Source organism: Rhizobium sp. P1_E1 (assembly GCF_056406015.1).
The window spans coordinates 20,889-40,189 of the sequence record NZ_JBFUAY010000049.1; the positions used below are offsets into that span (position 1 = coordinate 20,889).

Genomic DNA, 19,301 nt, shown 5'->3' on the forward strand with positions numbered 1-19,301 from the left:
GTCCTCCCTACATCCAGTCCATCACAACCTTGCCGGAATTGCCTGACCGCATCGCCTCGAAGCCGTCGCGGAAATCGTCGATGCCGATCCGGTGGGTGATGACGGGCGCGAGATCGAGGCCGCCCTGGACGAAAGCGATCATCTTGTACCAGGTCTCGAACATCTCGCGGCCGTAGATGCCCTTGAGATTGAGCATCTTGAAGATCACCTTGTTCCAGTCGATCTCGAAGCCCGCCGGCGCGATGCCGAGAATGGCGATCTTGCCGCCATTGTTCATCTTGTCGATCATGTCGCGGAAGGCAGGTGCGGCCCCTGACATTTCGAGCCCGACGTCGAAACCCTCCGTCATGCCGATCGCCTTCATGACGTCGGTGAGGTTTTCCTTCGATGCGTCGACGACGTGATCGATGCCGAGCTTGCGTGCCAGCTCCAGCCGGTGTGGATTGATATCGGTGATGACGACCTTGCGGGCGCCGGATCGCTTGGCGACGAGCGCGCCCATGATGCCGATCGGCCCGGCACCGGTGACGAGCACGTCCTCACCGACGAGATCAAAGGAAAGCGCGGTGTGCACGGCATTGCCGAACGGATCGAAGATCGCGGCGATCTCGTCTGATATATCATCCGGGATCGGCACGACATTGCTTTCGGGAATGCAGACGAATTCGCCGAAGGAGCCTGGGCGGTTGACGCCGACACCGAGCGTATTTCGGCAGAGATGCCCCCTGCCCGCCCGGCAGTTGCGGCACTTGCCGCAGACGATATGCCCCTCACCGGAGACCCGCTCGCCGACATGATAGCGGGTGACCGCCGAGCCGATCTCGGCGATCTCGCCGGAGAATTCATGGCCGACTACCATCGGCACCGGAATGGTCTTCTGTGCCCACTGGTCCCAGTTCCAGATATGGACGTCGGTGCCGCAGATCGCCGATTTCTTCACCCGGATCAGCACATCGTTCGGCCCAACCTCGGGCACCGGCACATTCTCCATCCAGAGCCCGACTTCCGGTTTCGCTTTGACCAGCGCCTTCATCATGTTCGACATCAACGATATCCCGCCTTGTTCTGGTGCCCGACTTTGCGACTCCCTCTTCTCCCCGTCGGGGAGAAGGTGCCCGTAGGGCGGATGAGGGGGCGGCACGGCACGCCATATAAACTTTACTTTGTTCCTCGCTTACCGCTCGAAACGTCGCTTCGCTCCTCCCCCTCTTCTATCCTGACGGACATCTCTGCCTGGGTCGAGCCGCGGGTCTCGACCCGTCCTTGGGACCCCCGCTGGGGAGAAGAGGGAGATGGCAACGCTATTCTCAAATCACACCCAGTTCCCGCCCTGCCTCGGCAAAGGCCGCGATCGCCCGCTCCACATCTGCCCGCGAATGCGCCGCCGACATCTGCGTGCGGATGCGGGCCTGGCCTTTCGGCACGACGGGGAAGGAGAAGCCGATCACATAGATCCCCTTCTTCAGCATCAGGCCGGCCATATCCTGGGCGAGTTTGGCGTCACCCAGCATGACGGGGATGATCGGATGGCCTTCGCCGGCAAGTGTGAAGCCGAGCTTGGTCATCTCTGTGCGGAACAGATCCGCATTGTCGGAAAGACGCTTGCGCAAGGCATCGCCGTTTTCGATGAGGTCGAAAACCTTGAGCGAGGCAGCGGCAATGACGGGCGCCAGGGTGTTCGAGAACAGATAGGGCCGCGAGCGCTGCCGCAGCCATTCGACGACTTCCGCCTTGGCGGAGGTATAGCCGCCCGAGGCGCCGCCAAGCGCCTTGCCGAGCGTGCCGGTGATGATGTCGATTCGGCCCTCGACGCCGCAATGTTCGGCAGAGCCGCGACCGTTCTTACCGACGAAACCGACGGCATGGCTGTCATCGACCATGACCATCGCGCCGTATTTCTCGGCGAGATCGCAAACACCGCCCAAATTGGCGATGATGCCGTCCATCGAGAAGACGCCGTCGGTGGCGACCAGTTTGAAGCGGCTGCTTTCGGCCTTTTTCAGTTCCTCCTCGAGCGCCGCCATGTCGTTGTTGGCGTAGCGAAAACGCTTGGCCTTCGAAAGCCTGACGCCGTCGATGATCGAGGCGTGGTTCAGCGCGTCCGAGATGATCGCGTCCTCCTCCGAGAGCAGCGTTTCGAAGAGACCACCATTGGCGTCGAAGCAGGAAGAATAGAGGATCGTGTCTTCCATGCCGAGGAAGGTGGAGATGCGCGCTTCGAGCAGCTTATGCTCCTCCTGCGTGCCGCAGATGAAGCGCACCGAGGCCATGCCATAGCCGTATCGGTCGAGCGCCTTCTTGCCGGCCTCTGCCAGCTCCTCGTTGTCGGCAAGGCCGAGATAGTTGTTGGCGCAGAAATTCAGCACCCGCTCGCCGGTGGAAATCGCGATCTCGCCCGCCTGCTTGGAGCTGATGACACGCTCGGATTTATAGAGGCCGGCATCCTTCAGCGCCGAAATTTCAGCTTGGAGATGGGAGAGAAATTGCGAGGTCATGGGGCGGCCCTTCGTGAAGATTTCTCTACAGCGCCGCGCGTCTTTTCAGACGTGCAAAGGACGCTGTAACACTTTGAATTTGCGCATCGTGCTTTCCGAAAATCAATTCCAATTTCGGGCCGATGCGCCAGCCGAGTTAGCATATCACCATCTGCTTGTCTTCTTCAGCGCTGGACCGAGATCAGTAGGAACATCGGCCGGTCCAGCTCCTCCGCCCAATCTGGATTGTCGTGGAGCTCATCTTCGTTCGGGCTCCACTCCTCGACATGGCGAATGGCAAAACCGGCCGCGATCAAGGTGTTGAGCGTCGTGCCGAGCTTGCGGTGCTGCTTGACGACACCTTTGGCGAGCCAGTCGGTGGTGCGTGGACCTTCGACGGAATAGCGGTCGAGCGGCCAGATGCGCCGCCCCTCGGCATCGGCCGCCCAGGTCGGGTGGGTCGGCGCCATGAAGATCGGATGCTCGATGGTGAAGACGAATTGCGATCCCGGCAAAAGCGCGCGATGGACCGTCGCGACCAGACCGGCGAAATCCTCGATATAATGCAGCGCCAGCGAGCTGTAGGCGAAATCGAAAGAAGCTTGAGCAAGCGTGAGATGCTCGAGATCGGCGATCTCGTAGGTGATCGCGGCTTCAGCCGTATCGGCCCTCGCTCTGGCGATCATCTTTTCGGAGATGTCGAGCGCAAGCACGCTTGCAGCACCTTGATTCACGGCGAAACGCGAAAACCAGCCGAACCCGCAGCCGAGATCGACGATACGCTTGCCRGCAAGATCAGGCAGCAGCGCACGCACAGCCGGCCATTCGGACGCCCCGTCGAGCCCGTGAACGGATCGTCTCATGCCGCTATATCCGGCGAAGAATTCCGGTCGGTCGTAGATATTCTGGGCCATCGGCGCTCCTCCTTCAGAGGCAGCACTACCATGCCCCCTCGCCCGATCTCAAGGATCAGGCGGGCCGTTGTCCTGCGCCAGGATGATCTCCAGGAAGGCATCGCCGTAGCGTTCGAGCTTCGCCTGCCCGACACCTGATATGGCGAGCAATTCCTTGCGGCTGCGCGGCTTCTCGGTGGCGAAGGCGATCAGCGTCGTATCGGGAAAGACGACATAGGGCGGCACGCCGAGCGATTTCGCAATCGCCATACGCTCGGCCCGCAGCGCCTCGAAGAGACTGCCGTCGGCGCCCGATAGTCCCGATTTGCGCTCGCTGCGCTCCGCCTTCTTCGTGCGCCGTTCCGAGGCAGGCCGGTCTTTGCGGAAGAACACCTGTCGCTCGTGCTTGAAGACGGCGCGCGCCTCCGGTTCCAGCTTCAGCGCCCCGTAAGCCTCATGATCGACGCGGATCAATCCCATGGCAAGCAACTGGCGGAAGACCGACTGCCAGACGCGCGCCGGAATATCCTTGCCGGCGCCGAAGACCGGCATTTCGGCATGGCCGAAACGTTCGGTCTTTTCGTTGACGTTGCCGAGGAGCACGTCGACGACATGGCCAGCGCCGAAACGCTCGCCGGTGCGATAGATGGCAGCCAGCGCCTTGATCGCCGCCTCCGTGCCCTCCCAGGTCTCGACCGGCTTCAGGCAGGTGTCGCAATTGCCGCAATGGCCGGCATGCGCCTCGCCGAAATGGGCAAGGATCGCCTGGCGACGGCAGGAGGCGGTCTCGCAGATCGCCAGCAATGCGTTGAGCTTGGCGCGTTCGACCCGTTTGATCTCCGCGGCGGCATTTCCCTCATCGATCATCCGGCCGCGCTGGATCACGTCGGCCATGCCATAGGCCATCCAGACCTCGGACGGCAGGCCGTCGCGGCCGGCACGCCCGGTCTCCTGATAATAGGCCTCGACGGAGCCCGGCAGATCGAGATGGGCGACATAACGCACMTTCGGCTTGTCGATGCCCATCCCGAAGGCAACGGTGGCGACCAGGCAAAGGTTCTCTTCTTTGAGGAAGGCATCCTGATTGGCGTCACGAACCGACCTGTCCATGCCGGCATGATAGGCAAGCGCGCGGATGCCCTGCCCGTTCAGCCATTCGGCCGTATCCTCGACCTTGGCGCGCGACAGACAATAGACGATGCCGCTGTCGCCCTTGTGGCCGGACAGGAACCGCAACAGCTGCTGGCGCGGCTGGTCACGCTCGACGATCTCATAGGCGATGTTCGGTCGGTCGAAGCTGGTGGTGAATATCTGGGCGGCATCGAGCCCCAGCCGCTCGATGATGTCGTCGCGTGTGTGCGGATCGGCCGTCGCAGTCAGCGCAACGCGCGGCACACCGGGATATTGCTCGCCGAGCCGGCCTAGCGCGCGATATTCCGGCCGGAAATCATGGCCCCAYTGCGAGACGCAGTGGGCCTCGTCGATGGCAAACAGCGCGATCTTCTCGTTGGCGATCAGCTCGCGGAAACCATCGGTCAGAATGCGCTCGGGCGTGACGTAGAGAAGGTCGAGCTGGCCCGCCGAAAGCGCGCGGCGAACCTCGACGAACTCCTCGCGCGACAGCGACGAATTGAGTGCTGCGGCGCGGATGCCGAGCTGCTTCATCGCCTCGACCTGATCGCGCATCAGCGCGATCAGCGGCGAAACAATGATGCCGACGCCAGCGCGGCAAAGCGCCGGGATCTGGAAGCACAGTGATTTGCCCGCACCAGTCGGAAAGAGCACGACCGCATCGCCACCGGAAACCACGTGCTCGACCACCTGCTGCTGCTTGCCGCGGAAGGAGGAATAGCCATAGACCTGCTTGAGAATATCGAGCGGCGAGCGGCCGGAAGAAAACAGCGCGCCGGAAGCGGAAAAACCCGGTTCATTCCGTTCAGTCAGCGACATCAGTGGTTCGCCGCCCCTTTGACGCGGCCGGAAAGCACGCCGAAGCCATCGATGATTGCCTCCTGGTTCTCAAGGCGCACCCCTTCGAAATGCACTTCCTGCTGCGCTCGCATCAGCTGAACGATCGCCTCGCCGTCGCCGGCTTCGGTCGCCAGCGCGATCTCGCGCTCGAGCTCGATCTTCTGCCGGCGCAGCGCCTTCGCCCGCTTGTGGGAGGCCAGCGCCTGGCGGTATCCCTCACGCGCGTCCTCCATCGCCGCCTCCTCGGTCGCGATCCACAGCCGGGCATTGCGCACCTGCTGGTCGAGGCTCTTGATGAGCGGGCCGAAGCCTTCGAATTCCAGCCTTTCGGTCAGATATTCGCGCGTCAGATGCGGGCCGGCGACGGCCGCGGCTGCCCCCAGCATCGCCGACCAGAGCCGCTGCAGCTCGCGGCTGTCATATTCGATCGCGGCGATCTCGTCATAATCATCGATCATCAGCGAGGGGTGATTGACGACGGTCAGCGCCAGCACGCTTTCCCGCAGCGCCGTATTGTTCTGGTGGCCGCGCACGGGGCCCGAGCGGGCGAGCCTTTCGGAAATGACGCTCGGGCTTTTCGGCCCTGCCTTGCCCGCATTGTCGCGGCCCGCCCGGTAATTGCCATTGCCGTTGAAGCCGCCACGGCGATCGCCATTGTTGCGGTTCTGGAACTGCGGCTGGAAGAAGGCGTTCAGCCGGTCGCGAATATCCTGCTGGTAGTGGCGGCGCACGTTCTCGTCGACGATGACGGCGACCAGTTGCTTCAGCCGCGCCTCCAGTTCGGCGCGCGCCTCGGGCGTATCGAACTTGCCGGTGTTGATCTCCCGGCTCCAAAGCATCTCGGAGAGCGGCTTTGCCTGGCTCATCACCTTGTCGAAAGGCGCGCGCCCGTCATCGCGCACGAGATCGTCGGGATCCTTGCCGTCGGGCAGAAGCGCAAAGCGAACGGAACGGCCAGGCTTCAGATGCGGCAGCGCCAGTTCGGCGGCGCGATTGGCGGCGCGGATGCCGGCGCCGTCGCCGTCGAAGCAAAGCACCGGTTGCGGCACCATCTTCCAGAGCAGCTCGAGCTGGTTTTCGGTGAGCGCTGTGCCGAGCGGCGCAACGGCATTCTCGATGCCCGCCTGATGCAGCGCGATCACGTCCATATAGCCTTCGACGGCGATGATGGTGCCGGTCGCATTGTCGTCCTGAAGATCACCGCGGCCCGGTCCCTGGATCGCGCGCCGCGCACGGGCGAAATTGTAAAGGACATTGCCCTTGTGGAAGAGCTCCGTCTCGTTGGAGTTCAGATATTTCGCCGGCGCGTCGGCCGACATGGCGCGGCCGCCGAAAGCGATCACCTTTTCCCGCGACGAAAGGATCGGGAACATGATGCGGTCGCGGAAACGATCGTAGGAAACCGGCACGTTTTCATGGACGACCAGACCGCAGGCCTCGATCTGGTCCTTGGAGACACCCTTGCCGGCGAGGAATTCCTTGAGCGCATTGCGGCTGTCGGGCGCATAGCCAAGACGGAAGGTCTCGATGGTGCGCCCCGTCAATCCGCGGTCGCGCAGATAGGCGCGCGCCCTCGCCCCATTTGCCGTCTGCAACTGATCCTGGAAAAATTGTGTCGCCATTTCCATGACGTCGATCAACGAGCCGCGCTCCTTCTCGCGCTTCTCCATCACAGGATCGGCAAGCGGCATCGGCACGCCTGCCATATCGGCGATCTGCTGCACTGCCTCGGGAAAACTCAGGCCCTCCAGCTCGGTGAGAAAGCGGAAATGGTCACCGGTGACGCCACAGCCGAAGCAGTGATAGCGGCCCTTTCGGTCCTCGCAGTGGAAGCTCGGCGATTTCTCGCCGTGGAACGGGCAGCAGGCCCAGTAATCGCCGCGCGACACATTCGTCTTGCGCTTATCCCAGCTCACGCGGCGCGCGATCACGTTCGAAATCGGAACGCGGTCGCGGATATCATCGAGAAAGGTGTTGGAAAAGCGCATTTATACCTCTTGGCCAACCTCCATATAAGCTGCTTTGCCGCTCCATGCCACGAAACTTGTCATGAAAACCCGCTATTCACAGGCTATATGGCCGTCATCGGCGGCTCCGGTTATCCGATCAACAACGCGTTATCGCCCCCTGCGACAGGGTGCGACATTATTGTCCCTTCAGAGCCGGAATTCCGCCGGCAGAAAAAACTTCAGCAAGCGCAGCGGTCTCTGACGGAGACGAAGAATCCCTTTTAGAAACAAAAGATTAGCACCTCGGATGATTGCGCCTCATCAACCTCCGCGCCACCTCCCGAGAGTCCGCTTCGACGCCTCCAAACCGCCGATTCCGGCAATTATTATTTTTTTGTAATTTGAATAAGCCGCCGCACCGCAATAGGTTCGATCTCAACAAAGCGATCCCCGAGCGAAGCACCATCCCTACCCCCGGCGCCGCTTCGCAAGGGTGCCTTTGCAAATACCCTCCGGCTTGGGCTTCGGCCCTGCGTGCCGGTGGAAGCAAAGAGCAAGAAGGCAGGAGCGCCCCCAGCTCCTGCCTTCTTAAATTTTTGGCTCTCCCTGCGACAACTCTCCCTTTGAAATTAACCGCTTATTAACAAAACCGTTGACAGGCGGCGCTCGCATGAAAGATGTATGCGCCGAACTCCCTGGACCTCTCCAAATGGCTTTTACCGCGGACAATCTTGCAGCAGACGATCGCTTTCTCGCTGCCATCCTGCATTGCGCCGATCAGATGCTCTCCATCTATCGTGAGAGCCCGCGCATCGCCTCGATCTTCGCCGCGCAGCAGCGCTGGCTGATGGCCCATGCCGGCTTCGCGCTTCATTACGGTTATTCCGACGACGGGAAGAGCGGCGGCCTCTATTCCGGCCGCTTCATCGATTTTGCGGTCAGGAACGACATCGCCAGCCGCAACACGGCCGCGGCCTTCATGCAGGAGATGCTGGCCTATCGCTTCCTGCGACCGGTTCCCGGCCCCGACAAGCGCACACGCTACCTCGAGCCCACCGAAATCGCCGAGCAGCATTTCACCCGATGGCTCGTCGCCCATATGATGATCCTCGACAGTCTCGACGGCGGTGAGCGCGCCGATAAGATCACCGCCGATCCCTCCGCGATGATGGCAGCAATCCAGCCGCTGATCGCAAGGGCGATCATCGGGAGTGAAGCGGTGCGCAATCCGGGCGCCACCTTCAACCTCTTCAACTGGGCAAATTCCGGCGGCCTGGTGATGGATTACCTGATCTCGCGGCTTCCGGAATTTCCAAGGACGGCCGACCGCGTCGTTCTCGGTCCTCTGTCGCTCAGGGAAATCCGTGAACAGTTCATGATCTCCAACACCCACCTGAAGCGGCTTCTGACGCAGGCCGCGACCATGGAAAGCGTTGGCTGGACAGAACCCTCCCGCAAGGGCGACTTCTGGCTGTCGAGCCACTTCATCGGCGAATATTGGAATTATCAGGCGGCGAAATTCGCCATCATCGATGCCGCAGCGGAAGCGGTGCTCCGGCCTGCGGTTCGTAACGAACCGCAGGCAAGGCTCGTCATCTGAGGCTTATCAGTTCAACAGTTCCTTGACGGTCGCCGACGCCTTGGCAAAATCCATCTGGCCGGCATAACGCTCCTTCAGCGCCGCCATCACCTTGCCCATGTCCTTGGCGCCCGCTGCACCCGTCTCGGCGATGATCGCCGACACGTTGGCGCGCACTTCGCTGTCTGAAAGCTGCTTCGGCATGAAATCCTGAATGACGATGATTTCGGCACGCTCCTTGGCGGCAAGCTCCGGCCGGGAATTCTCCTCGTAGATCTTTGCCGATTCGTCGCGCTGCTTTACCATCTTAGCGAGGATCTGCAGGATTTCGTCGTCGCTCGCCTGTTCCTTGCCAATGCCGCGATTGGCGATATCGCGGTCCTTGACCGCGGCCTGGATCAGCCGGACGGTGGAAAGCCGCTCTGCATTCTTGGCCTTCATCGCCTCTTTCAGCTGGGTGGCGAGTTGATCGCGCAGCATGGTCTTCACTCCTGTTTTGATGCCGCTTCATAAACCACGCTGATGCGGGGGATCAAATAAATTGCGCGGTCAGTGCGATAAAGCGCAGGAAAATGGCAGCAATCTCGGCTACAAAGATTGACGCTAAGCGATTGCGTGGCTATTTACCGMCACCTGCACCAAAATTCGTGATCAGGCCTGAAGCGCGCGGCATTGCCGCGTCCACGCGCCTGCGAGATCAAAAGGCGGCGAGCCGCGGCAACGCGCGCACCGAACGCCGGAAACGGGATGAAGATGACCGCGACAGCACCCTGGACAATCGAGAAGCCGACCGCCCTGCTCGTTCTTGCCGACGGCACGGTCATCGAAGGCAAGGGCATCGGCGCCACCGGCAAGGTGCCGGCCGAAGTGGTCTTCAACACCGCGCTGACCGGCTATGAGGAGATCCTGACGGATCCCTCCTATCTCGGCCAGATCGTCACCTTCACCTTCCCGCATATCGGCAATATCGGCACCAACGATGAAGACATCGAGGATCTGACGCCTGCCGCCCGTCACGGCGCCGTCGGCGTCATCTTCAAGGCCGACATCACCGACCCTTCGAACTACCGCGCCGCCAAACACCTCGACCAATGGCTGAAGGCCCGCGGCGTCATCGGCCTTTGCGGCATCGACACGCGGGCGCTGACCGCCTGGATCCGCGAGAACGGCGCCCCGAACGCGGTGATCGCCCACGACCCGAACGGCGTCTTCGACATCGAGACGCTGAAGGCTGAAGCCAAAGCCTGGAGCGGCCTCGAAGGTCTCGACCTCGCCAAGATTGCCTCGTCGGGCCAGTCCTCGCAATGGACCGAAACGCCGTGGGTGTGGAATGAAGGTTACGGTGAACTCAAGGCGACGGAGGCGAAATACCACGTTGTCTGCCTGGATTACGGCGTCAAGCGCAACATCTTGCGCCTGTTTGCCGGCCTCGGCTGCAAAGTGACTGTTGTGCCGGCGGCAACGAGCGCCGAAGACGTGCTCGCCATGCAGCCGGACGGCATCTTCCTGTCGAACGGCCCGGGCGATCCGGCGGCAACCGGTGAATATGCCGTGCCTGTGATCAAGACGCTTGTTAAGACCGATATCCCGGTCTTCGGCATCTGCCTCGGCCACCAGATGCTGGGCCTCGCACTCGGCGCGAAGACCGAGAAGATGCATCAGGGCCATCACGGCGCCAATCACCCTGTCAAGGACCATACCACAGGCAAGGTCGAGATCGTCTCGATGAACCACGGCTTCGCGGTCGACTCGAAGTCGCTGCCAGATGGTGTTGAAGAGACTCATATTTCGCTTTTCGACGGCACCAATTGCGGCCTGCGTGTCCTCGGCAAGCAGGTTTTCTCCGTCCAGCACCATCCGGAAGCCTCTCCGGGGCCGCAGGACAGCCACTATCTCTTCCGTCGCTTCATCAACATGGTGCGTGAGAAGAAGGGCGAACCGGCGCTCGCCGAGCGCTGATTTCAAACAATGCCCATTTCAGATGAAGGCCCACCCAAGTGGGCCTTTTTCTCTAATCGCCTGTTGACCTCAACTTAACTTGAGGAACTACAGATCTGCCTGCAAACATTTATGCGGGAGAAAACCGGATGAACGGCGTTTTCTACAGGATCGACAAGTTCGCCGTGCCGGCCCCGGCACGCGACGAGTTCCTGATGCATATGGTGTGCACACATGCCTTGCTGCAGGCGCAGGAAGGATTCACCGGACACTCTGTCCTGGAGCAGGTCGCCGGACCCGGCGAATTCAACTTCGTGACGATCGCCGAATGGGAAAATGCCGAGGCGTTCGAGCAGGCGCAGGCAGCGATCGCCGCCGCGCGGGCGACGGCAAACCTTAGTCCGCAGGAAATGTTTGAACGGCTCGGCATCCGCGCCGATATCGCCGGCTACAAGCCGGTCGCAGCCCGATCAGGAGATATCAGGCGCCGGCCGTCACTCCTTCGCGGCGAAGGAGAAGGTAGAAGCGCGCGCAGAGCATGACGGCGGCGGCGGCCAGCCCGACGAGGAAGCCGAACCAGATGCCGATGCCGCCGAAACCCAGCGGGAAGGCAAAGGCCCAGGCGAGGAAGAAGCCGATCGGCCAGTAGGCGATCAACGCCATGATCATCGGCACGCGTGCGTCCTTCAGGCCGCGCAGCAATCCATTGGCGATCACCTGCAGCCCGTCGACGAGCTGGAAAAGCCCGGCAACGACGATCAGCGGCCCGGCATAGGCAAGGACCTCGGGCGCCTCGGCCGCATTGACGTCGAGGAACCAGCTGCCGAGGAATTGCGGCATGGTGGCAAAGAGCACGCTGCCCACCGCCGAAATGGCGCAGGCGAGGACGAGCACCGTAATCGAAGCGCGCACCAGCCCCTGATAATCACCCTGCCCGTGCGCGACACCGACGCGCACCGTCGCCGCCTGGCTGAGGCCGAGCGGGATCATGAAGGCGATCGAGGCCCATTGCAGGGCAATGCCATGAGCCGCAAGCTCGATCGTGCCGATATAGCCCATCAGGAGCGAAGCCACCGTGAACAGGCTGACCTCGGCAAGGATGGTGACGCTGATCGGGAAACCAAGCCGGATCACCTCCAGCAGCGCATGCCAGTCGGGCTTCCAGAACCGCACGAAGATCTCGTAGCGCCGAGTCTCCTCCCGCCGCTGCACGAAAGCCAGGATGAAGAGGAAGCCGGCCGTTTGCACGACGACCGAAACGATCGCAGCACCTTCGAGCCCCATCGCCGGAAAGCCGAAATGGCCGAGGACAAGGATATAGGCGAAGATCGCGTTCATCACCAGCGTGGCGATGGTGACGTTGAGGATGATACCCGCTTTGCCGATGGCGCTGACCAGCGCCCGCATGACGTTGAAGAGCAGCGCCGGCAGCACGCCGAACTGGCCGATCATGATGTAGCCGTGGGCGAGCTTGGCCACCTCGGGCTTCTGCTGCGCGAAGAGAAGGATCTGCTCCGAATTGAAGAAGGCCGGCTGCATGATCACCCAATAGGCGATCACCACCCACAGACCCATGCGCAGCGACCGGCGCACCGACACGACGTCGCCGCGGCCATAGGCCTGCGCCACCATCGGAATGACGGCGATGGCAAAGCCCGAGCCGAAGATCAGGATCGTGAACAGGAACTGCGCAGCAAGCACCATCGCCGCCAGATGCTCGGCGCCGAGCCGGCCGACGATCATGACGTCGGTGGTGTTGATGCCGAGCTGGGCAAGCTGCGCGCCGATCAGCGGAATGCCGAGCGCCAGCGTTGCGCGGAAATGTGCGCCCCAACGATTATCGGCTGTCGGCGCAAGCCTGCGCGTGTCGATCGGCGTGTCCATGACACCAGTCCTGTGATTGAAATATGCGTCGCCGCAGCTTGCGGCGAAATAACATCCGGACTTAGAGCAAAGCCCCGCAAAGAACTACCCCAGATGAGGCAAATGATGAAAAATTCATCATCGCATCAGCGTTTCTGATCGATCAACCTGCCGCTTCCAGCGCCTCGGCCGGCTCACGGACGCGGACTCGGACCCGCATGAGGAACACGCCGGCGGCCAACAGGATGAACAGGGCGGCGGCAAGATAGGGCGCGCCGGCAAAAGTGACCGGCGCCTCGGGCCGCGTGAAATAACCGAACATCTGCGTGAAGATCAGCGGTCCGAGGATGGTGGTAATGCTGCTGAGGCTGGTGAGCGCGCCTTGCAGCTCGCCCTGTGCCGAGGGCGGCACCATGCCGGCCGCGATGCTGCGCAGCGGCGGATCGGCGACGTTTTCCATGACAGTCGCAACGATGATGACATAGACGACCCAGCCCTCCCAGGCGAAAGCATAACCGGTGAGCCCGACGGCCGAGAAGCAGAGGCCGAGAAGAGCGGTCTTCCACTCGCCGAGCACCGGCACGATCCGCGGCAGAACCAGGCCCATGACGATCGCGGCGCCGATGCCGTAAATGCCGAGCGACAAACCGATCTGTCCCTCGCTCCAACCGTAGCGATAGGTCGAGACGAACGACCAGACCGAGGGATAGACGGCATGCGCCAGGAAGAACAGGAACATGACGAGGCTGACCCAGCCGATGCCGGGATAATGGCGCATCTGGCGCAACGCGCCGAGCGGATTGGCGCGCTTCCACTCGAACCGGCGGCGGTTTTTCGCCTCCAGCGTTTCCGGCAGCAGGAAGCAGGCGGCGATGAAATTGACCAGCGATAGCGCGGCCGCGCCGAGGAACGGCACACGCGGGCCGAATTCGCCGAGCAAACCGCCGATGACGGGACCGATCGTGAAGCCGACGCCGAAGGCGATGCCGATCAGCCCGAAATTCTTCGCGCGGTTCTCCTCGGTGCTGATATCGGCGATATAGGCCGAGCAGGTGGCGAAGCTGCCGCCACTGATGCCGGCAAGCACGCGGCCGACGAACAGCATCCAGTAGCTGGTGGCGATGCCACAGATGAAATTGTCGATCGCGAAGGTCAGCACCGAAAGCAAAAGGATCGGCCGGCGGCCGAAACGGTCGGACAGGTTTCCGAGCAGCGGCGCAAACAGGAATTGCATGCCGGCATAGACGAGCATCAGCCAGCCGCCGTCAATCGCCGCATCGCTGACGCTGCCGCCGGTCAGTTGCTCCAGATAAGCGGGCAGCACCGGCATGATGATGGCGATGCCGATAATGTCGAGGAAGAGGATGATAAAGACCAGAAAAAGGCCGCGGCGAACGAATTTAGGGTCAAGCATGAGGCATCTCTACAGCGATCGGTTCTGAAAAGACGATCTCGTCGCCAAGAAAGTGACATAGCTCAGAAAGGAAACCGAAACAATCCGTGAACATTTCAAAGTTTTTGATAGTGCAGAACGGGAAGTTTATGAGACGTCTCAACCGAGGGGCGCGCGCTGCCGTTCCAGCTTCAGAAAATCGACGAAGGCGCGCAATGGTGCCGGCATATGCCGTCGACTGGCGTAATAAAGATACGGACCGGAAAATTCGCTGGCCCAATCGTCGAGGATAGCGACCAGTTGACCGGAGGCGAGGCCCGGTTCCAGGAGCTCTTGGAATGAGCTGATGATGCCCAGCCCCGCGACGGCGGCGGCAAGCTCTATCTCGATCGAATTTGACGTAAGCGCACCGCTTGGCGAGATGGCAAAAGTCTCCCCGTCGCGCTCGAATTCCCAGGTGAGCCCGATCCCGCTGAGAAAGCGATGCCGGATGCAGCTGTGCTCCAGCAGGTCACGCGGATGTTGCGGCATGCCCCTTTCCTGCAGATAAGCCGGTGAAGCGGCGGTGACATAGCGCTGCCGGCGCGGACCGATCGGCACGGCGATCATGTCGCGCTCGATGCGCTCGTCATAACGGATGCCGGCGTCGAAACCGGCGGCGAGCACGTCGATGAACGTATCCTCGGCGACGATCTCCAGCTCGATCTCAGGATAGAGCTTCAGGAACCGGCAGGCAATGTCGGGCAGGAACAGCCGCGCCGCGACCGTCGGCACGTTGAGCCGCAGCGTGCCGGCCGGCCTGTCGCGGAAATTGTCGAGCGCCCCGAGCGCGGCGGCGACCTCACTGAGCGCCGGCTCTAGTTGCGCCAACAATCGTTCCCCGGCGGCCGTCGGCGTGACGCTGCGCGTCGTCCGATTGAGCAGGCGCACGCCGAGCCGCTCTTCCAGCCGCCGCAGCGAGTCGCTGAGCGATGAGGCTGAAACCCCACGCTTGCGGGCGGCGGCGCGAAAGCTGCGCTCCCTTGCAATCGCCGTGAAGGCATCCAGATCACTCAAGGGAAGATCGCTCATTGTGCATTTTTCCGTACGGCCTGTTCGACACTATCCAGATTATCGCACAAATACGAAAGCGCTAAAACGGCGTCCGGCAGCGCCGACCCGGCGCGGACGTCCGATAGCGCGCCGCTCCGGCGCAAAGAAGGAGAAGACAATGCAGACCTATCGTTTGGGAAAGACCGGACCTGATGTCTCGGCCATCGGCCTCGGCTGCATGGGCATGTCGGGCATGTATGGTCCCTCAGATCGCGCAGAAAGCATCGCGACGATCCATGCCGCGCTCGATGCCGGCGTCAACCTGCTCGACACCGGCGATTTCTACGGCATGGGCCACAATGAAATGTTGATCGGCGAGGCATTGAAGGGCCGCAGGCGCGAGAACGCCGTCATCAGCGTCAAGTTCGGCGGCCTGCGCGATCCGGTCGGCGGCTGGAACGGCATTGACGCCCGCCCGGTCGCGGTCAAGAATTTCCTCGCCTATTCGCTGCAGCGCCTCGGCGTCGATTATATCGACATTTACCGCCCCGCCCGCCTCGATCCGAACGTGCCGATCGAGGACACCGTCGGCGCCATCGCAGATTTGGTCAAGGCGGGTTATGTCAGGCATATCGGCCTGTCGGAAGTCGGCGCCGATACGATCCGCCGCGCCGCCACTGTTGCCCCGATCGTCGACCTGCAGATCGAATATTCGCTGATCTCACGCGGCATCGAGGAGAAGATCCTGCCGACGACACGTGAACTCGGCATCTCGATCACCGCCTACGGCGTGCTGTCGCGCGGCCTGATCAGCGGCCACTGGCAGAGGGGCCAGGGTGCGACGGCAGGCGACTTCCGTAATTACAGCCCACGCTTTCAGGAAGGCAATATCGAGCAGAACCTCGCTCTGGTGGAGAAGCTGCGCGAGATCGCCGAGGCAAAGAGCGTCTCGGTCGCCCAGATCGCCATCGCCTGGGTCGCCGCCAAGGGCAAGGATATCGTCCCGATCATCGGCGCTCGCCGCCGCGACCGACTGAGCGAGGCGCTCGGCTCACGCGCCGTCGACCTGTCGCCAGAAGATTTCGCCATCATCGAACGCGCCGTGCCGAAAGACGCGGCCGCGGGTGGGCGTTATCCCGAGCATATGCTGCAGCATATGGACAGCGAGAAGTAAGCAAGGGATGGAAGGGGCTGCGATGTGCTTGTGCCATGCGCCCCTTCCTCTCCACTCCTCAAATCGGGCCGGAAAACGTATCGCAGGCTGACAGCTGGCCGCTGTCGAAGCCGCGCTTGAACCATCTGACGCGCTGCTCCGAGGTGCCGTGGTTGAAGCTTTCCGGCACGACATAACCCTGTGACCGCTTCTGCAGCGAGTCGTCGCCGATCTGCTGGGCGGCGTTCAGCGCTTCCTCCAGATCGCCGGACTCCAGCAGGCCCTTCTGCTGGGTATATTTGCCCCAGATGCCGGCGAAGCAATCGGCCTGCAGCTCGACGCGCACCGACATCTTGTTGGCTTCGGCCTCGCTCATGCGCTGACGCGCCTGGTTGAACTTCGGCAGGATGCCGAGCAGGTTCTGCACGTGATGGCCGACCTCGTGGGCAACGACATAAGCCTCGGCGAAATCGCCGGACGCGCCGAAGCGGTCGGAAAGCTCCTGGAAGAATTCGGTATCGAGATAAACCTTGTGGTCGCTGGGGCAGTAAAACGGGCCTGTTGCAGATGATGCGGAGCCGCAGGCCGATGCCGTCGAGCCCGAGAACAGCACGAGGCGTGGCTCCTCGTAATTCTGGCCCTGCGCCTGGAAGATGCCCTGCCAGGTATCTTCGGTCTCGGCAAGAACGGTACGCATGAAAGCAGTCATCTCGTCATTGGCGGGCGTGCGTGTTCCGCCGGACTGGCTCTGCTCGTAGCCGGGACCGCTCGTCGTGCCGCCGGTATCGAGCACCTGCATCAGGTCGATGCCCATCGCCTTGAAGATAAAATAGATGACGACGAGGAAGATGATCGTACCGATGCTGAGGCCGCCGCCGGCGCGGCGAACGCCGCCGCCGGAAGGGAAATTAAAGCCGCCACCGCGGCCGAAACCGCCACCGGTCGGATCGCTGCGGCGATCTTCGATATTGTCGGACTGACGCCGGCCTCTCCATTCCATCTTCGCTCTCCCCGGCAATGCCTGTGCTTGCACTCAAGGAGTCTATATATCCGTCGGCGGCTGGAATTCCAGCGACTTCATCGGGCAATCAGGCGCCCGCGTCGGCGGCGCGATTCTCCTCACCCGGACGGTAGTGTATCGTCCCGCCGCTGTTATAACCCGTTGCGATGATGAAATCGCAGATGCGGCGCAACATCGGCTAATCATCTTCTCGACCGATGTGCGTAACGAGAGCGGCACTCCTCTACCATTTCACGCTGAACCCGACCTTCGCCCCGATGGCGTTGCTGTCGCCAAAGTCCTTGAGGCTCGTGCGGGCGAAGGCTTCGCCGTTGAGCGCATAACCGTCGTCCGACCAACTGAGCGAGCCGCCCACACCAAGGCCGCCCCAGAGCGCGTGGTTCTCGCTGACGAGGCTGGTCCCCGAGACATCGACATCCGAGCCGTTGAGGAAGTCATGATAGAGATTGGCGATGCCGTAGAGCTTCACGCGGTTGATCTTTCCGGAGGCATCCTTCCAGTCGCCGTCATAATCGGCCGAGATGCCAAGACGGCCGGTCAGGCTGTCGCCGTCGTCGAGCGATACATCGGCGCCATATTGATCGGTGAAGCTGTCGAAGCGCACGGAGGAATAGGCTAGCTGCGCCTGCGGCGTCAGCGACCACTGGCTCGTCAGCGCGATCTTCTGGCCGGCTTCGACGCTGAACCCATAGCCGAAGCCGTCATTGCCGTCGGCAAGCGTGGTACGAAGGGTCGAGGATTTGAGATCGCTGCTGTACCAGGTCACGCCAGCCTGCGTATCCACGTAAAAGCCGCTATTGCCGTACCAGGTCAACGTGCCCTCGAAGCCGTAGCCTGTCGTGTCGATGTCACCCTTTCCGAAGCGCGAGGAAATGTCGGCCGAGGCGGTATCGACATGGAAGCTCACTCCGCCGATCAGCGCGCCGGCTCCGCTTTCATGCAGCATTCCGTCGACGCCCGCCTGCAGCGTCCAGCTATTTACATCGTATTCGGTGCCCGCCGTCGAGGTCTCCGGCTCAAAATGCGAATGCGTTCCATCGATGCGCGTCCAGATCGCCCTGGCAGGCTTCCCGGCGTCGTCGGCCGATTGACCGTCGTCCTCCTCGCGCCCGCCAGTGCGCTGGCGCAGCGTTCCGAACTCATTGAGGCTCCGCAGCACGCCGGCATAGGCTTCGTAGAGCGGCACACCGGGCGCATAGAGTGGCACGATCTCGGCGCCGGAGAGATCGAGCAGGGCCGAGCGAAGATACCAGTCGCCGTCAGCCGGGGTACTGGTGCCACCTTGGTAAAGGCGATAGCCATAGGCCCCGGCGACCACGGCTTGATCCCCTTCGAACACATAATCACCGACCAGCGAAAAGCTGCCGGCCGAGGTGCCGCCGACATCGACGATCTTGATGCCTTCGAGGGTTTGCGCGCCACCGCCTCCGAGGTTGATCACTTTGACATTGGTTGTGCCTGACGTGTTGCCGGTGACGACGAGGCGGTCGGTCGATGACGTATCGTCGCCGAGCACGCTCTCGATTTCGAGCGTGCCGCCGCTGCCGGTATAGTTGCCGGAGATCGTCAGCGTGCCGATCGAATTGCCGGGCGCGATCGTGCCGGCATTGATCACATCGCCGAAGATCGTGCCGGTGCCGCCGAGAATGCCGGCTCCCGATGTCGTGACAGGGCTGGTGATCGAGCCGTTGACGGCAAGCTGGCCACTGCTCACCGTCGTCGCGCCGGTATAGGTGTTGACGCCCGAAAGCGTCTGCCTGCCACCAGTGACGGTCAGTCCGCCCGTGCCGCCGATGACGCCCGCGAACGTGTCGTTGGCATTGGTGATCGTCAGGGTTTGGGCTCCGAGCGCCACGGTGCCGCTGCCGGCCAGGCTCTGGATGGCAGGAGATGCAGAGGCGGAAACGTCAAAAGTSCCGTCGGCGACAACCCGGCTCGAACTGGCGATGGCGCCGGCGCCGGAAAGGGCGAGGCTGCTGCCGAGGTCGATCTGCGTCTGGCCTGAGTAAATGCTGTTTGCCAGCAAGCTGAAAGT

The 19,301-nt window shown here is 62.1% G+C and carries 14 protein-coding genes and 1 pseudogene; 4 read left to right on the plus strand and 11 right to left on the minus strand.

All coding sequences use genetic code 11. The features are described from left to right. Positions 1-7: 7 nt before the first annotated feature. The 5 genes from tdh to dnaG form a co-directional block, all read right to left on the minus strand. Positions 8-1,045: an L-threonine 3-dehydrogenase gene (gene tdh / locus AC1D1Z_RS17870; RefSeq protein WP_130717301.1), complete on the minus strand. Its 1,038-nt coding sequence runs from the start codon at positions 1,043-1,045 to the stop codon at positions 8-10. A gap of 262 nt (positions 1,046-1,307) precedes the next feature. Next, positions 1,308-2,495: a glycine C-acetyltransferase gene (locus AC1D1Z_RS17875; protein WP_130652810.1), complete on the minus strand. Its 1,188-nt coding sequence runs from the start codon at positions 2,493-2,495 to the stop codon at positions 1,308-1,310. Between the two features lie 164 nt (positions 2,496-2,659). Further along, positions 2,660-3,388, minus strand: coding sequence for a class I SAM-dependent methyltransferase (locus AC1D1Z_RS17880; protein ID WP_112904278.1), 729 nt, complete (start codon positions 3,386-3,388; stop codon positions 2,660-2,662). Between the two features lie 48 nt (positions 3,389-3,436). After that, positions 3,437-5,317 (minus strand): DNA helicase RecQ, encoded by a 1,881-nt coding sequence (gene recQ, locus AC1D1Z_RS17885; protein WP_477851417.1) that lies wholly within the window; start codon positions 5,315-5,317, stop codon positions 3,437-3,439. Beyond that, positions 5,317-7,326, minus strand: coding sequence for a DNA primase (gene dnaG / locus AC1D1Z_RS17890; RefSeq protein WP_130652812.1), 2,010 nt, complete (start codon positions 7,324-7,326; stop codon positions 5,317-5,319). The genes recQ and dnaG overlap by 1 nt, the downstream gene beginning before the upstream one ends. A 670-nt stretch (positions 7,327-7,996) precedes the next feature. Between dnaG and AC1D1Z_RS17895 the strand changes: the two genes are divergently transcribed. Next, complete coding sequence (locus AC1D1Z_RS17895; protein WP_130652813.1) at positions 7,997-8,887, plus strand: hypothetical protein; 891 nt, start codon at positions 7,997-7,999, stop codon at positions 8,885-8,887. Between the two features lie 6 nt (positions 8,888-8,893). Here AC1D1Z_RS17895 and AC1D1Z_RS17900 read toward each other — a convergent pair whose 3' ends face one another. Continuing rightward, positions 8,894-9,346, minus strand: a complete 453-nt coding sequence (locus AC1D1Z_RS17900; protein ID WP_130652814.1) for a GatB/YqeY domain-containing protein — start codon at positions 9,344-9,346, stop codon at positions 8,894-8,896. A 273-nt stretch (positions 9,347-9,619) separates the two neighbouring features. On the opposite strand from AC1D1Z_RS17900, the gene carA reads away from it, so the two are divergent. Together carA and AC1D1Z_RS17910 are read left to right on the plus strand one after the other, a co-directional pair. After that, positions 9,620-10,825 carry a glutamine-hydrolyzing carbamoyl-phosphate synthase small subunit gene (gene carA, locus AC1D1Z_RS17905; RefSeq protein WP_026230698.1) on the plus strand — a complete coding sequence of 402 codons (1,206 nt, stop codon included), beginning with the start codon at positions 9,620-9,622 and terminating at the stop codon, positions 10,823-10,825. 128 nt (positions 10,826-10,953) lie between these two features. Continuing rightward, positions 10,954-11,271: pseudogene (locus AC1D1Z_RS17910) on the plus strand (antibiotic biosynthesis monooxygenase); the annotation flags it as partial. A 13-nt stretch (positions 11,272-11,284) separates the two neighbouring features. Here AC1D1Z_RS17910 and AC1D1Z_RS17915 read toward each other — a convergent pair. The 3 genes from AC1D1Z_RS17915 to AC1D1Z_RS17925 form a co-directional block, all read right to left on the minus strand. Next, complete coding sequence (locus AC1D1Z_RS17915; RefSeq protein ID WP_018446635.1) at positions 11,285-12,688, minus strand: MATE family efflux transporter; 1,404 nt, start codon at positions 12,686-12,688, stop codon at positions 11,285-11,287. Positions 12,689-12,830: 142 nt separating this feature from the next. Beyond that, on the minus strand, positions 12,831-14,081 hold the full coding sequence (locus tag AC1D1Z_RS17920; RefSeq protein ID WP_018446636.1) for a TCR/Tet family MFS transporter: 1,251 nt from the start codon (positions 14,079-14,081) through the stop codon (positions 12,831-12,833). A gap of 138 nt (positions 14,082-14,219) precedes the next feature. Next, positions 14,220-15,131 (minus strand): LysR family transcriptional regulator, encoded by a 912-nt coding sequence (locus AC1D1Z_RS17925; protein ID WP_047618471.1) that lies wholly within the window; start codon positions 15,129-15,131, stop codon positions 14,220-14,222. Between the two features lie 139 nt (positions 15,132-15,270). Between AC1D1Z_RS17925 and AC1D1Z_RS17930 the strand changes: the two genes are divergently transcribed. After that, on the plus strand, positions 15,271-16,266 hold the full coding sequence (locus tag AC1D1Z_RS17930; protein WP_047618474.1) for an aldo/keto reductase: 996 nt from the start codon (positions 15,271-15,273) through the stop codon (positions 16,264-16,266). Between the two features lie 58 nt (positions 16,267-16,324). On the opposite strand, the gene ypfJ is transcribed toward AC1D1Z_RS17930, so the two are convergent. Together ypfJ and AC1D1Z_RS17940 are read right to left on the minus strand one after the other, a co-directional pair. Further along, positions 16,325-17,245, minus strand: a complete 921-nt coding sequence (gene ypfJ, locus AC1D1Z_RS17935; protein ID WP_047618476.1) for a KPN_02809 family neutral zinc metallopeptidase — start codon at positions 17,243-17,245, stop codon at positions 16,325-16,327. 244 nt (positions 17,246-17,489) lie between these two features. Continuing rightward, positions 17,490-19,301 (minus strand): autotransporter family protein (locus AC1D1Z_RS17940; RefSeq protein WP_477851422.1); only part of this gene is annotated, 1,812 nt, incomplete at its 5' end.